4 protein-coding genes are annotated in these 16,718 nt (G+C 62.1%); 1 reads left to right on the forward strand and 3 read right to left on the reverse strand.

All coding sequences use genetic code 11. The features are described from left to right. Positions 1-51 precede the first annotated feature (51 nt). On the forward strand, positions 52-13,032 hold the full coding sequence (locus ACIQYF_RS16485; protein ID WP_402863853.1) for a non-ribosomal peptide synthetase: 12,981 nt from the start codon (positions 52-54) through the stop codon (positions 13,030-13,032). Between the two features lie 110 nt (positions 13,033-13,142). Here the strand turns inward: ACIQYF_RS16485 and dsbG are convergent, their stop codons facing one another. Genes dsbG through dsbD form a run of 3 tightly spaced genes read right to left on the reverse strand, consistent with a single transcriptional unit; the run spans position 13,143 to position 16,510 of the window. Then, the gene (gene dsbG, locus ACIQYF_RS16490) at positions 13,143-13,916 is read right to left on the reverse strand and encodes a thiol:disulfide interchange protein DsbG (protein ID WP_402863856.1); all 774 of its coding nucleotides are present in this window, start codon (positions 13,914-13,916) and stop codon (positions 13,143-13,145) included. Beyond that, entirely contained in the window at positions 13,895-14,767 is an 873-nt protein-coding gene (locus tag ACIQYF_RS16495) for a prolipoprotein diacylglyceryl transferase family protein (protein WP_402863859.1), read from the reverse strand. Before ACIQYF_RS16495 ends, dsbG begins: the two co-directional genes overlap by 22 nt. Next, complete coding sequence (dsbD, locus tag ACIQYF_RS16500; RefSeq protein ID WP_402863862.1) at positions 14,768-16,510, reverse strand: protein-disulfide reductase DsbD; 1,743 nt, start codon at positions 16,508-16,510, stop codon at positions 14,768-14,770. It abuts the gene before it with no gap. Positions 16,511-16,718 lie beyond the last annotated feature (208 nt).

The following is a 16,718-nucleotide window of genomic DNA, read 5'->3' on the forward strand; positions in this document are numbered from 1 at the left end:
TCTCTCAAACACACCGAATTCATTGCAAGCCGACTTCAGGCAGGAAACCCCATGATGGACGCGTTCGAACTCCCTGGCACATTGGCCCAAGCCCTGCAGCAACGTGCCGCCCAGACCCCGGATCGATTGGCTTTGCGCTTTCTTGGCGATGACCAGAGCGCCAGTCAGGTTCTGACCTATCGCGACCTGGATGTGCGCGCACGCGCCATCGCGGCTGCCTTGCAGGCCAATGCCTCGGTGGGCGATCGCGCGGTGTTGTTGTTCCCCAGTGGGCCCGATTACGTGGTGGCCTTTTTTGCCTGCCTGTACGCTGGGGTGATCGCTGTTCCGGCCTATCCGCCTGAGTCGGCGCGGCGTCATCATCAGGAGCGTTTGCTGTCGATCCTGGCCGACGCCGAACCGCGCCTACTGCTCACGAACAGCCATGTGCATGAGTCCTTGGTGCCGATGAGCGAACTGTCTGGCGCCGATGCGCCGCAGTGGCTGTGTGTCGACACGCTTGCGCCGAGCCTTGCGCACGCCTGGCAGCCGGTGCCAGTGCAGGCTGACGACATCGCTTTTTTGCAGTACACCTCAGGCTCGACTGCTCTGCCCAAGGGCGTGCAAGTCACCCACGGCAACCTGGTGGCCAACGAGTTGCTGATCCGTCGCGGCTTCGGTATTGACCTCAACCCCGATGACGTCATCGTCAGTTGGCTACCGCTGTACCACGACATGGGCCTGATCGGCGGTTTGTTGCAGCCGATCTTCAGTGGCGTGCCGTGTGTGTTGATGTCGCCCGCGTACTTTCTGACCCGCCCGCTGCGTTGGCTCCAAGCCATCAGCGAATTCGGCGGCACCATCAGCGGCGGGCCTGATTTTGCCTACCGGTTGTGCAGCGAGCGGGTCAGCGACAGCGCGCTGGCGGGCCTGGACTTGAGCCGCTGGCGCGTGGCTTATTCGGGCTCAGAACCGATCCGCCAGGACACCCTTGCGCGGTTCGCTGAAAAATTTGCCGTGTGTGGTTTTACGCCCGTCAGCTACTTCGCCTCCTACGGGCTGGCCGAAGCCACCTTGTTTGTCGCGGGCGGGCAGCGTGGGCAGGGCATTGCGGCCTTGCGCGTGGATGAGCGGGCGCTGGCCAACAACCGCATCGAACCGGGCGAGGGCAGCGCGGTGATGAGCTGCGGCACTCACCCGCCTGAGCACGCGGTGTTGATCGTCGACCCGCAGACCCTTGAGCCGTTGGCCGAAAATCGCGTGGGTGAAGTCTGGGCCAGCGGCCCAAGCATCGCCCACGGTTATTGGCGCAACCCCCAGGCCAGTGCCGAGACCTTTGTCCAGCAGCAAGGCAGCACTTGGTTGCGCACCGGCGATTTGGGCTTTGTGCGCGAAGCTCAGGTGTACATCACCGGGCGCTTGAAAGACCTGCTGATCGTGCGCGGCCACAACCTGTACCCGCAAGACATTGAAAAAACCATCGAGCGCGACGTTGAAGGGGTGCGCAAAGGCCGGGTGGCGGCGTTTGCGGTCACCCTCAAAGGCGAGGAGGGGATTGGCATCGCGGCAGAAATCAGTCGCAGCGTGCAAAAAATCATCCCGGCCCGTGCGCTGATCAACGTCATTCGCCAAGCCGTGGCCGACGCCTGCCAGCAAGCGCCAAGCGTGGTGGTGCTGCTCAATCCGGGGGCGCTGCCGAAAACCTCCAGTGGCAAACTGCAACGCTCAGCCTGTCGCAACCGTGTGGCCGATGGCAGCCTTGACAGCTATGCGCAGTACCCGTCTGACGACAGCCCCCACATTCCGGCCGCCCCGGTGCAGCGTGCCAACCCCTTGGAAGCGCTGATTGCGGGGATCTGGTGTGAATACCTGCAGGTCGAACACGTGTCGGCTGACGACCACTTCTTCCTGTTGGGCGGCAACTCGATTTTGGCCACTCAAGTGATCGCCCGCTTGCGCGAAGCACTGAAGCTGGAGCTCAACCTGCGGCTGTTGTTCGAGGCTCCGACCCTGAGCGCTTTTGCTGCCCGAGTCGCCGAGTTGCAACAGGATGGCGGCCTGGCCCAAGGCCGCATCGCGAGCCTGAGCCGCGAGGACGCCCTGCCACAATCATTGGCCCAAAACCGCTTGTGGTTTATGTGGCAGCTTGAGCCACAAAGCAGCGCCTACACCATTCCCGGCGCCTTGCGCTTGCGCGGAGAGCTCAACGAGACCGCGTTGTGCAGCAGCTTTGCGCACCTGGTCGAACGCCATGAAGCCCTGCGTACGCGCTTTTACGAGCGTGATGGCCAAGCCTTGCAGCGGGTCGTCGAGGCGGTTGATTTCGACCTGCAAGTCATCGACATCAGTGACTTGCCTGAGACCGAGCGTGAAGCGCGGGCGCAACAGATCCGCGATGATGAAGCGCGCACGCAATTTGATCTGCAAAATGGCCCGCTGTTCTGGGTCACGCTGGTCAAGCTCGACGACGAAGAGCATCAACTCCTGCTCACCCTGCACCACATCATCGCGGACGGCTGGTCGCTCAACCTGTTGATTGACGAGTTCTCCCGACTGTACGCCGCGGCGTGCCTGCAACAACCGCTGGAACTGACGCCGCTGACCCTGCACTACGCGGACTACGGCAGTTGGCAGCGCCAGTGGCTGGCGCACGGCGAGGCCGAGCGCCAACTCGATTACTGGAAGCAACAACTCGGTGACGAGCACCCCACCTTGAGCCTCGCCACCGACTACCCGCGTTCAGCGGCCCAGACCCACAGCGCTGCGCGTTACAGCCTGAAACTGGACGCGTCGTTGAGCGAGGCTGTGCGCCAGTCCGCGCAGGCCCACGACGTCACGCCTTTTATGCTGCTGTTGGCGACCTTTCAAACCTTGCTGTATCGCTATACCGGGCAGCGCGACATTCGCATCGGCGTGCCGAGTGCCAACCGCCCGCGTCAGGAAACCCACGGGCTGATCGGCTTTTTCATCAATACCCTGGTGCTGCGTGCGGAACTGGACGCACGATTGCCGTTTGCCGAGTTGCTGCAACGCACCCGTAGCGCCACCCTCCAAGCCCAAGGGCATCAGGATTTGCCGTTTGAACAACTGGTTGAAGCCTTCCCGCAAGCCCGCGAACACGGGCTTTTTCAAATCCTCTTCAATCATCAGCAGCGCGACCTCAGCGCGTTGCGACGTTTGCCGGGTTTGCTGGCCGAAGAGCTGGAGTGGCACAGCCGCGAAGCCAAGTTCGATCTGCAACTGCACAGCGAAGAAGACCGTCAGGGCCGCCTCAAACTGTCCTTCGACTATGCCGCCGAGCTGTTTGATGCCCGCACCATTGCGCACCTGGCCGAGCACTTTGTCAGCGTGCTGAGGCAAGTCTGCGCCGATGCCAGCACGGCGTTGGCCGACCTGGATCTGCTCAGCCCGGCACAACGGCTTGAGCAGCAACACTGGGGCGCTGCGCCCTGTGAACCTGCCGAACACGGGTGGCTGCATCGGCTTGAACACCAGGCGCAGCACACCCCAGATCACCTCGCGTTGCTCTGGGACGGCGGCAGCATGGACTTTGCCAGCCTGCATGCCCAGGCCAATCGGCTGGCCAATTACCTGCGTGACAAAGGCGTCGGCCCGGATGTGCGCGTGGCGATTGCCGCTGAACGTTCGCCGCAACTGCTGATCGGCCTGCTGGCCATTCTCAAGGCCGGTGGCGCCTATGTGCCATTGGACCCGGATTACCCGCCAGAGCGTCTGGCCTTCATGCTGCAAGACTCCGGCGCGGCCTTGCTGCTGACCCAAAGTCATCTGCTGCCATGCTTGCCGAGCGTGCAGTCGGTCAGTGTCATTGCCATGGACTGCCTCAAGCTTGACAGCTGGCCCAGCCACGCGCCGGGCTTGCCCGTGCACGGCGACAACCTGGCCTACGTGATTTACACCTCGGGTTCCACCGGCCAGCCCAAAGGCGTCGGCATCACCCACGTGGCGCTCAGTGAGCGCTTGCAGTGGATGCAAGCCACATACGCGCTGGATGCCAGCGACGTGCTGATGCAAAAAGCCCCGATCAGCTTCGACGTGTCGGTGTGGGAGTGCTTCTGGCCCTTGATCACCGGCTGTCGTCTGGTGCTGGCCGGGCCGGGCGAGCATCGCGACCCGCAGCGCATCGCGCAGCTAGTGCAGCAGTTTGGCGTGACCACCTTGCACTTTGTGCCGCCGCTACTGCGCCTGTTTGTCGGTGAGCCGCAGGCCGTGCAGTGCCGTTCTTTGCGCCGGGTATTCAGCGGTGGCGAAGCCTTGCCCGCCGACCTGCGTCACCGGGTGCTGCAACAGTTGCCTCACGTACAACTGCACAACCGTTATGGGCCGACCGAAACCGCGATCAACGTCACTCACTGGCACTGCCACCCAGAGGATGGCGAACGCTCGCCGATTGGCCGACCGCTGGGCAATGTGCTGTGCCGGGTGCTCGACAGCGAGCTGAACCCGCTGCCAGCCGGGGTACCGGGCGAGTTGTGGATTGGCGGGGTTGGTTTGGCGCGGGGGTATCTTGAACGTCCGGGGCTGACCGCTGAACGCTTTATTGCCGACCCGCTGGGCGAGCCGGGTACACGTTTGTATCGCACTGGCGATCAGGTGCGCTGGAACAAAGAGGGCGTGCTCGAATACCTCGGGCGCCTCGATCAACAAGTCAAACTGCGCGGCTTTCGTGTGGAGCTGCAAGAGATCGAAGCGCGCTTGCTGGCCCAGCCCGAGGTGGTGCAGGCGGCGGTGCTGATACGCGACACCCAGGCCGGGCCGCAACTGATCGGCTACTACCGCGTGCAGGACCGCGACCTTTGCGAAACCGCACACAACGCTCGGCTCAAGGCCGCGCTGGCGGCAGAACTGCCCGAGTACATGGTGCCGGTGCAACTACTTCGCCTCGACGTCATGCCGTTGAGCCCCAGCGGCAAGCTGGATCGTCGGGCCTTGCCCGAGCCCGTGTGGCAGGTGCGTGAGCACGTCGAACCGCATACCGCTTTGCAACAGCAAATCGCCGCTATTTGGCGTGAAATGCTGGGGCACCACCGAATTGGCCTGCGTGATGACTTCTTCGCCTTGGGCGGGCATTCGTTGCTGGCCACACAAATCGTCTCCCGCGTGCGCCAGGCCTGCGACGTCGAACTGGCCTTGCGCGTATTGTTCGAAGCCAGTGAATTGGCGGCGTTTGCCGAGCACGTTGAGCGGATCCAGGTCGCAGGTCAGCGCAACACCCAACGGCCAATTTTGCCTGCCGACCGCCGCCAGCCGGTGCCGTTGTCGTATTCCCAGCAGCGCATGTGGTTCCTTTGGCACATGGAGCCCGACAGCCCGGCTTACAACGTCGGCGGCATGGCGCGCCTCACCGGACGATTGGACGTCGAGCGTTTCGAGGCAGCCCTGCACGCCTTGATCCAGCGTCACGAAACCCTGCGCACCACGTTCCCCAGCGTCAACGGCGTGGCCTGCCAGCAGGTGCAGCGCGACACCGGGCTGAATATGGGCTGGCTCGACCTCAGCCAGCTTGACGAAGCGCCCCGTCAACATCGCTTGCAGACGCTGGCCGACAGCGAGGCGCATCAGCCATTTGATCTGGAGCGGGGGCCGTTGCTGCGTGCCCATATGGTCAAGGCCGCCGAGCGCGAGCATTACTTTGTGCTCACCTTGCATCACATCGTCACCGAAGGCTGGGCAATGGACATTTTCGCCCGTGAACTGGGCGAGTTGTACGAAGCGTTTCTCGATGACCGAACCTCGCCGCTGGCCCCGCTGGCCGTGCAGTACCTGGACTACAGCGTGTGGCAACGCCAGTGGCTGGACTCGGGTGAGCGTCAGCGCCAACTCGATTACTGGATGGCCAAACTGGGCAGCGAACACCCGTTGCTGGAACTGCCCGCCGACCGGCCACGGCCATTGGTGCAAAGCCATAAGGGCGAGTTGTACCGTTTTGACTTGAGCGACGACCTCGCGGCGCGGGTGCGGGCGTTCAATGCCGAGCACGGCCTGACGCTGTTCATGACCATGACCGCCACCCTCGCCATGTTGCTCTACCGCTACAGTGGCCAGACCGACTTGCGCATTGGCGCGCCGGTGGCCAACCGCATCCGCCCCGAAAGCGAAGGGCTGATCGGTGCTTTCCTCAACACCCAGGTGCTGCGCTGTGAGCTGGACGGGCACATGCGCGTCGCTGAACTGCTGGCGCAGGTGCGTCAGACTGTGATCGAAGGCCAGTCGCATCAGGACTTGCCGTTCGACCACTTGGTCGAAGCCCTGCAACCTGCGCGCAGCGCCGCCTACAACCCGCTGTTCCAGGTGATGTGCAACGTGCAGCGCTGGGCGTTCCAGCAAAGCCGTCAGTTAGCGGGCATGACGGTCGAGTTTTTGGCCAACGATGCGCGGGCCACCAAGTTCGATCTCAATCTGGAAGTCACCGACCTGGACCACCGTCTGAGTTGCTGCCTGACCTACAGCACTGACCTGTTCGACGAGCCGCGCATCGCCAAAATGGCTGAGCACTGGTGCAACCTGTTGGAAGCCTTGCTGGCCGACCCGCAACAACGCCTGAGCGACTTGCCGCTGCTGCACGTTGATGAGCAACAACGCTTGCTCGATGGACTGGCACCCGCAACGGGCGAACACCGTGTCGATCAGTGCGTCCACCGCCTGTTCGCCGAACAGGCCCGGCTGCGTCCGCAGGCCATCGCGCTGACATTCGGCGGGCAACACCTGAGCTACAGCGAACTCGACGGCCGTGCCAATCAACTGGCCTGGCGGCTGCGTGAACTCGGGGTCGGCCCGCAGGTGCGGGTCGGTTTGGCGCTGGAGCGCTCGCTGGAAATGGTCATTGGCCTGCTGGCGATACTCAAGGCGGGCGGCGCCTACGTGCCGCTCGACCCGCAATACCCGCTGGAGCGCCTGCATTACATGATCGAAGACAGTGGCATTGGCCTGCTGTTGAGCCAGCGCACCTTGCTTGACGCGTTGGGTGAGCTGCCCGCAGGCGTGGTGCGCTGGTGTGTCGAAGAGCACGGCCCCGCGCTGGCCGCGTACCCCGCCAGTGAGTTGCCCTTTATCAGCGACCCGCAGCATCAGGCGTACCTCATTTACACCTCTGGCTCCACCGGTCAGCCCAAAGGCGTGGTGGTGGCTCACGGCGAAATCGCCATGCATTGCCGCGCCGTGATCGAGCGTTTTGAGATGCGTGCCGATGACTGCGAATTGCACTTCTATTCGATCAATTTCGATGCCGCCACCGAACGTTTGCTGGTGCCTTTGCTGTGCGGCGCCCGGCTGGTGCTGCGGGCGCAAAGGCAATGGGACGCCGAGCAAATCTGCCAGTTGATTCGTGAGCAGCAGGTCACTGTTCTGGGTTTTACCCCCAGCTACGCCAGCCAGTTGGCGCAATGGCTGGCCAGCCGTGAGCAAACATTGCCGGTGCGCATGTGCATCACTGGCGGCGAAGCGCTGACCGGCGAATACCTGCAACGGATTCGTGTGGCGTTTCAGCCAGACCTGTTTTTCAACGCTTACGGCCCGACCGAAACCGTGGTCATGCCGCTGGCCAGCCTGGCGCCGCATCAACTGGAGGACGGCGTCGCCAGCGTACCCATCGGCCAGATCATCGGCGCGCGGGTGGCGTATATCCTCGACGCCGACCTGGCGCTGGTGCCGCAAGGTGCGACCGGTGAGCTGTATGTGGGAGGGGCAGGGCTGGCGCAAGGCTACCACCAGCGCGCCGGACTGACTGCCGAACGCTTTGTCGCGGACCCTTTTGCCCGCAATGGCGGGCGTATGTACCGCACCGGCGATCGGGTGCGCCAACGTGCCGATGGGTTAGTTGAGTACGTGGGACGTATCGATCATCAAGTGAAAATTCGTGGATTTCGCATCGAGTTGGGCGAAATTGAAACCCATCTGCTGCAACATCCCGCCGTGCGCGAAGCGGTGGTGCTGGCGCTGGACATGCCGGGCGGCAAGCAATTGGCAGCTTATGTGGTGGGGGACGCGCAGGCCGAACCTGCGCAACTGCGCGAAACGCTCAAAACCCAGCTCAAGGCGCATTTGCCGGACTACATGGTGCCCGCGCACCTGATGCTGTTGCCCAGCATGCCGTTGACCGCCAACGGCAAACTGGATCGCCGCGCCTTGCCCGCGCCAGACTCGCAGCTCAATCGCCAACCGTACGTGGCCCCGCGCAGTGCGCTGCAACTCAGTCTGGCGAGCATCTGGTGCGAGGTGCTGAACCTGACACAGGTGGGGCTTAACGATAACTTCTTCGAGTTGGGTGGCGACTCGATCCTCTCGATCCAGGTGGTCAGCCGCGCTCGGCAACTGGGGATTCACTTCAGCCCTCGCGAGCTGTTCCAGCACCAAACGGTGCAGGCGCTGGCGAGCGTGGCGACCCTGACCGAACACCATTCGGCCGAACAGGGTCTGCTCACCGGTGAGTCGGCCCTGACGCCGATTCAGCATTGGTTCTTTGACAGCCAAATGCCTCAACGCGGGCACTGGAACCAGTCGTTGCTGTTGCTACCCACCGTTGAGCTTGACCCTGGGCGACTGGAGCAAGCGCTGGTGGCCTTGCTGGCGCATCACGACGCCCTGCGCCTGAGCTTCCAGCAGCAGGCCGGGCAATGGCGCGCGCATTACGCCAGCGCCAGCGACCAGCCGCTGCTGTGGCAAGCCTCGGTGTCGGATATGCAGCACTGCCAAGCGCTGTTTAGTGATGCCCAGCGCAGCCTCGACCTGCAAGCCGGGCCGCTATTGCGTGCGGTATTGGTCGAGGGGCCCCAAGGTGAACAGCGCTTGTTGCTGGTGATCCATCACCTGGCGGTCGATGGCGTGTCGTGGCGCGTGCTGCTTGAAGACTTGCAAACGCTGTATCGCCAGCAACCACTGCCGGCCAAAACCAGCGCCTTCAGGGCCTGGGCCAGCCGCTTGCAGGCGTATGCGCAAAGCGATTTGCTGCGCGAAGAACGGTGCCTGTGGCAGCAGCAACTCAAAGGGCCCGACGCCGAGTTGCCGTGTACCAACCCGCAGGGCGGACGGCAAAACCGGCACGCGCACACCCTCAGCGTGCGCCTCGACCCGCTGCGTACCCGACACCTGTTGCAACAGGCGCCGAGCGCCTATCGCACCCAGATCAACGACCTGCTGCTCACTGCGTTGGCGCGGGTCATGTGCCGCTGGACTGGGCAGCCGTCGACCCTGGTGCAACTGGAAGGTCATGGCCGTGAAACGCTGTTCGACGACATCGACCTGAGCCGCACCGTGGGCTGGTTTACCAGCGCCTACCCGCTGCGCCTGACCCCGCACACCGCAGATGGGCTGGGCAACTCGATCAAGGCCATCAAAGAACAACTGCGCCACGTGCCGCACAAAGGCCTGGGCTACGGCGTACTGCGCTACCTGACCGACCCTGCCACACAGCAAACCCTTGCCGCGCTGCCCAACGCGCCGATCACCTTCAACTACCTGGGCCAGTTCGATCAGAGCTTTGCCAGCGATGCCTTGTTCCGCCCGCTGGACGAGCCGAGCGGCGTCGCCCACGACCCACACGCACCGTTGCCCAACGAATTGAGCATCGACAGTCAGGTCTACGGCGGCGAGTTACTGTTGCGCTGGACGTTCAGCGCCGAGCGTTACCAGCCGCACACCATTGAAGCGCTGGCTCACGACTACCTGAGCGAATTGCAACGCGTGATTGCTCATTGCATGAGCGCAGACGCGGGCGGCCTGACGCCCTCGGACTTCCCGCTGGCAGGTCTCAATCAGGCGCAACTCGACAGCTTGCCGGTGGCGGCCGGGTTGATTGAAGACGTGTACCCCATGACCCCGATGCAAGAGGGCATGTTGTTGCATACCTTGCTTCAGCCCGGCACCGGGCTGTACTTCATGCAGGACCGCTACCGGATCAACAGCGTCCTCGACACGCAGCGTTTTGCCCAAGCCTGGCAGGCGGTAGTGGCGCGGCATGAAGCCTTGCGGGCGTCGTTTTGCTGGAACGCGGGCGAAGGCATGCTACAAATCATCCATCGCCCAGGCGCTACCGAAATGGATTACCAGGACTGGAGCCACGAGCCGGAAGTGGAACACGAAGCGCGTTTGCAGGCCTTGCTTGAACGCGAGCGCGAAGCCGGTTTCGATCTGCTCAATCAGGCCCCGTTTCACCTGCGGCTGATCCGTGTGGGGGAGGCGCGCTATTGGTTCATGATGAGCAACCACCACATCCTGATTGATGCGTGGTGCCGTTCGCTGCTGATGAGCGACTTCTTTGAAATCTACAGCGCCCTGGGTGAAAACCGTGCGCCGCAACTGGCCACGCCGCCGCGCTATCGCGACTACATCGGCTGGCTGCAACAGCAAGACTTGCAGCAGGCCAACCACTGGTGGCAACGCAACCTGCAAGGGTTTGAACAGGCCACTCATATCCCCAGTGACCGGCCGTTCTTGCGCGAACATGCGGGCGAAAGCGGCGCCATGCGGGTGGGCGATTGCTACACCCGGCTTGAGGTCAGCGACGGCGTGCGTCTGCGCGAACTGGCCCAGCAACACCAATTGACTATCAACACCTTTGCGCAGGCGGCATGGGCGCTGGTGTTGCGTCGTTTCAGCGGCGAACGTGACGTCGTGTTTGGCGTGACCGTGGCTGGGCGCCCGGTACACATGCCGCAGATGCAGCACACCGTTGGGCTGTTCATCAACAGTGTGGCGCTGCGGGTGCGCATGCCTGATGACGACCAGCCGCTGAGCGTACGGCAATGGCTGAGTGACTTGCTCGAACACAACATGGAACTGCGCGAGTACGAATACTTGCCGTTGGTGACTATTCAGGAGCGCAGCGAACTGCCTAAAGGCCAGCCGCTGTTCGACAGCCTGTTTGTGTTCGAAAACGCCCCGGTGGACATGTCGGTACTGGACCGGGCGCAGAGCCTTAACGCGACCTCGGACTCGGGCCGCACCCACACTAACTTCCCGCTGACCGCCGTGTGCTACCCCGGCGATGACCTGGGCTTGCACCTGTCTTATGACCAGCGCTTCTTTGAACGCAGCAGCGTCGAGCGTCTGTTGAGTGAATTCAAGCGCTTGTTGCTGGCCTTGATGGATGGCCTCCATGGCGACATAGCCGAGTTGCCATTGCTGGGCGAAGCCGAACAGCAATTCCTGATCGAGGAGTGTAATCAGAGCCAGCGTGAGTACCCGTTGCAGCACAGCTATGCCGAACTGTTTGAGGCGCAGGTTGCGGCCCATCCCCAGCGCATTGCGGCCCGCTGCCTGGATCAACAATGGAGCTATGGCGAACTCAATCAGCGCAGCAACCGTTTGGGCCATGCGCTGATTGCTGCGGGTGTGCGGGCTGATCAGCCGGTGGCCCTGCTGGCTGAGCGTGGATTGGACTTGTTGGGCATGATCATCGGCAGCTTCAAGGCCGGGGCCGGTTACTTGCCGCTGGACCCGGCGCTGCCAGGCTCGCGCCTGAGCCGCATCCTTGAGCTGAGCCGCACGCCTTTGCTGGTGTGCACCCGCGCATACCGCGAACAGGCCGAAGCCTTGCTCGATGAGTCGGGTTGCGCCGTGCGCCCACGTTTGCTGGTTTGGGAAGACGTGCAGGCGGGCGGGCTGGGGCAGCACAACCCGCAGGTCTATAGCCAGCCGGAGAACCTGGCCTACGTCATTTACACCTCGGGCTCCACCGGGTTGCCCAAAGGGGTGATGGTCGAGCAGCGCGGCATGCTCAATAACCAACTGAGTAAAGTGCCCTATCTGCAACTGAGCGAGCAGGACGTCATTGCGCAGACTGCGTCCCAGAGCTTTGATATTTCGGTGTGGCAATTCCTCGCCGCGCCGCTGTTTGGAGCGCGGGTCGACATCGTCCCCAATGCCATCGCCCATGATCCGCAGGCCTTGCTGAGGCGGGTCAACACGCATGGCATCAGCGTGCTCGAAAGTGTGCCGTCGCTGATTCAAGGCATGCTGGCCGAAGAGCGGATTCACCTGGATGGCTTGCGCTGGATGCTCCCAACCGGAGAGGCCATGCCGCCTGAATTGGCGCAGCAATGGTTGCAGCGCTATCCCGAGATCGGGCTGGTGAATGCCTACGGCCCGGCCGAGTGTTCAGATGACGTGGCGTTCTTCTGCGTCGATCAGGCATCGACCCAGGGCCGCTATTTGCCGATTGGTACCCCGACCGACAACAACCGCCTGTACCTGCTCGATGGTGCGCTGCAACTGGTGCCGTTGGGCGCGGTAGGTGAGTTGTGCGTGGCTGGCACCGGCGTTGGCCGCGGCTACGTCAGCGATCCGTTGCGCACTGCCACCGCCTTTGTGCCCAATCCGTTTGGCGCGCCGGGCGAACGCTTGTACCGAACCGGCGACCTGGCGCGCAGGCGGATGGACGGGGTGCTGGAATACGTCGGGCGGACCGATCATCAAGTGAAAATTCGCGGTTATCGGATCGAGCTGGGAGAAATCGAAGCGCGCCTGCATGAACAACCGGAACTGCGCGACGCTGCAGTCAGCGTGCAGCAAGGCCCGAACGGCGACTACCTGATCGGGTATCTGGTGGCGTCATCCTCGGCCCTCAACCCCAGTGAACGACTGGAACGGATCAAGCAGCGCTTGCGCGCTCAATTGCCGGAATACATGGTACCGCTGCATTGGCTTTGGCTGGAAAGGTTGCCGCTCAACGCCAACGCAAAACTCGACCGCAAGGCATTGCCCGAGGTGGAAATCGGCCAGTTGCAGCGCGACGATTACCTGGCGCCGCGTACTGAGCTGGAACAGACCTTGGCCGACATCTGGCGTGAAGTGCTGAACGTGGAGCAGGTGGGGGTGAACGACAACTTCTTTGAATTGGGCGGGCATTCATTGCTGGCGACACAAATTGCTTCACGGGTGCACAAAGTGCTGCAACGCAATGTGCCGCTGCGGGCGATGTTCGAATGCAGTTGCGTGGCCGAGTTGGCGGTGTATATCGAAGGGCTTGAAAGCAGCGAAATCAACGAGGAGAAAGTAGACCGCCTGAGCGACCTGATGGCCGAGCTGGAGGGATTGTGATGGTGTGAGAACCCGACAAACCGCGTCGTCTGCATCGCTGGCAAGCCAGGCTCCCACAGAAGCTGCGTTGCTCGCGAACCCCGTGGGAGCGTTTAGCAGGGCTATCAGTCTTACTTGGGCCCCAAAATCTTCACCAACTTATCCGGCGAAGGCGCCCCTTGCTGTTGCTGCAGGTTGCCGTCTTCATCCAGATAGAAAATCGCCGGTGTTGCAGACACCTCCAGATCGGTCATCAGTTGAGCGTTGGCATCCAGTTTGGCCTGTACCTCAGCCGGGATTTTGCTCAGGGCTTTGAGGGTGCTGGCCTTGCCGGCTTTCTCATGCTCATGCAGGGCTTGTTGCGGGTCTTTGGCGGCCAGCAAGGCGGCAGATTTGCCCGGGCTGTCTTCGCGAATGATACCGACCATGATATGGCGCAACTGCACCTTGCCCGAATCTACCCATGGGCGGGCCTGTTCCCAGAACATGTTGCAGTACGGACAGTTCGGGTCGCTGAACAGGTAAACGATGCGCGGGGCATCCTTTTTGCCATCTTCGATCCAGTTGCTCTTTTCCATGTTGGCCCAGACTTGCTTGGCCATCGGCTCATACACCAGCTTTTGCAGCGGCGCCATGCTCAGGTCTTTGCCGTCGGCGTCATACAGGTTGCCGACCAGTACATTGCCGTCGGGGGTCAGGTACAGCGCCATGCCACGGTTTTGGTACTGCGCTGCGTACCCTTTCAAGCCGCTCGGAGCATCGAAGCTGCCGACGATTTTTGCCCCTTTGGCTTCGATTTTCTTAATGGCTGCAGGCAATTCTTCGGCTTGCAGCAAGGGTGATTGCAACAGGGTCGCGCCGAGCAGTGCGGTCAGGCTCAGGGTTAACAGTTTGCGGTCAGGCATGTTTGCGTATTCCTTGCTGGGTCAGCCTGCTGGGCCGACTTTGAGTGTTCTTTATTAAAGCTTGTCATCGCCTGTGCCAGGCTGGCGTCAGACAACTCGCCAAGATGGCTACGCAGCAGACGACCGTCAGCGCTATAGAAAAGAGTCGTGGGTAAGGCCATGGAGCCGACTTTCTGCGCCAGTTGGCCACCGCTGTCGAACAGCACGTTGCTCAGGTTCAGGCCCTGGGTTTCAAGAAAAGTGCTGACGCTCTGCATGCTTTCGCCCTGGTTAACGAAGAGGAACGTCACATCCTGATTCTGTTTCTGCGCGTTTTGCAGCACTGGCATTTCCCGGCGGCACGGCGGGCACCAGGTGGCCCACAAATTGATGACCAGCGGGCCACCCTGATAACTGCTCAGTTGCACGGACTCGCCACTGGCGTTGCGCAAGGCGATTTCAGGCAGGCGTGTGCCTTGTTCGTAGAGGCTGGAAGAAAAGCTGGCCAGCAGCCAGAACACCAGGCCGCTGCTCAGGCCCCACGCCAAAGGGCGGCGCAAGCCCGCGCGGCGCCAGCCCCAGAGTACGGCGCCGGCGATCACTGCCAGCAGCCCCGGCCAGACCATAAAGCCGCCGTCGCGCAGATCGAGCATCTTCAGCGGGCTGTTTTGAAAGTGTTGCCAAAAAGCGAGTACGAACCCGATACGCGCCACCAGCAAACCCAGCAAAAACAGACTGAACAGCACTGACTCAGGGTTCTCGCCGCCACGTTTGGCGACCTGCCAACCCACCAGCGTCGCCAGGGCGAGGGCCAGAATCAGCAGCAGGTGGTGAATTGCCAAGGCAAACGAACCGATGGTCAGGGTGAGCATTTAAGGAAGTTCCCGAGTGGCGTTCCAGTTTTTCAAAAAAGTCTCGGCGTTGACTTCGCCGGTGATCCGCTGCGCGCGCCGCTCCATGCCGTTGGCTCCGATCCAGACAAAGCTGGGCGGCCCGGGCACTCGATAGCGGCTTAGCAGTTCGCGGCTGGCGACATTATCGGCGGTCACGTCAAGACGCAACAGGCGTACACCTTGCAAGGCTTCTTGCACGTGCGGTTTGGAGAACACCTGTTTTTCCATGACTTTGCACGACACGCACCAGTCAGCATAGTAGTCGAGCAATACCCATTGCCCTTGGGCCTTGGCGCTGGCCAGTTCACGGTCAAGGCTGGCCGGATCGCTAATGGTCGTGAAATCGCCATGGGCCGTGCTGACAGGGCTGCCGGCCAGGGTGTTGGCGGTATACACCTGCAACGGTTGCCACAGGTCAGTGCCGCCTCCTGCGGCGCCCACCAGCATCAGGCCGCCCCAGATCCCGGCCAACAGGCTCAGCGGGTTAAACAGCGGTTTGGCCCGCAGAAAGTGCTGTGCTTGTTGCCACAGGCTGCAGGCGAAAATAATCAGGAGCACGCCCCACAACCCGAGCCACAAGGCTTCACTGAGTACCGGGCGCACCAACAGCAAGGCGGTGCCCAGGAACAGGAAGCCGAAGAGGCCTTTCATCAGGTCCATCCAGGCACCCGGCTTGGGCAAGAAGCGGCTGCCTACGGTCACCAGCAACAGCAGTGGCATGCCGATACCGACCCCCATCACAAACAGCACCAGCCCACCCTCGACGGCATTGCCGCTTTGCGCGATGTAGAGCAGGGCGCCTGCCAAGGGGGCGGTCATGCACGGGCCGACCAGCAGGCCAGACAAGGCCCCGAGAATGCCCGCACCCAGCAGGCTGCCGCCCTTGCGGCCCCGGCCAGCGCGTTCGAGGCGGTCGCGCAGGGCTGAAGGTAGCTGCAATTCAAAAAAGCCAAACATGGGCAACGCCAGTACGACGAACAGTGCGGCAAAACTGCCGAGCAGCCAGGGTTGTTGCAGCAGCGCCTGCAAGTTGGCGCCCAGCAAGGCTGCGAGCACGCCCAAGCCTGCATAGACCAGCGCCATGCTCACGACATAACTGCCCGCGACTGCAAAACCGCGTCCGGCGCTGGCGCCACTGCCTACTACCAGACCTGCCAGAATCGGCAGCATCGGCAGTGAGCAAGGGGTAAAGGCCAACAGCAGCCCCAGTCCGAAGAACAGCAATAAACTCCAGCCCAGCGAGCGTTGCTGCAAGCTTGCTGCCAGGGACTGGTCCTGCGCCTGTCCTTGAGCCGCGACAGGCTGCGTGCCGCCCAGATCAACCATCTGACTTTGCGGCGGGTAGCACAACCCGGCATCGGCGCAGCCTTGCCACGTCACTTTGACCTGGCCGCTGGCACCTGCCGCAATCACCACCTCGACGGCATCGCGGTACACCTGCGTGGCGCCGAAAAACTCATCGTTGTGCGCCAGCCCTTGGGGCAAGACCGGTATGTGCGCCGTGTCCAGCCCGTCGAACTTGAAGCGCTTTTGATACAGATAGTAGTTATCGGCGATGTGCCATTGCAGGCGGGTTTCGCCCGTCGGCAACGTCTCGCTGCTGAAGGCAAACGCCTTGGTCACAGGCAAGAAGTCGGCCTGTTGTGCAAAAGGGTCATTACTGGCTTGTGCCTGGTTTAAGCCCGTCAGCAGGAGAAAAAGAAAAATAAACAAACGGTGCATGCGGCCAGCCTTGGTCTTTATGAATGACTGATACCTTGGCGGTACATGATTAACCGAGTGTTAATACCGTCATGAAACTGACAACCCCTTTAAACGGGCGTGCAGGCTTGCAAGCGCCACTGTCATAGAGGCGCAAACCTTTTACTTGCAGCGTGGTGTAGGTGGGCTGCCCTTCGAACAGCCAGGAAAATACATCGCTCGACGCTCA

The organism is Pseudomonas sp. NPDC096917 (genome assembly GCF_044762555.1).
Taxonomy (GTDB): domain Bacteria; phylum Pseudomonadota; class Gammaproteobacteria; order Pseudomonadales; family Pseudomonadaceae; genus Aquipseudomonas.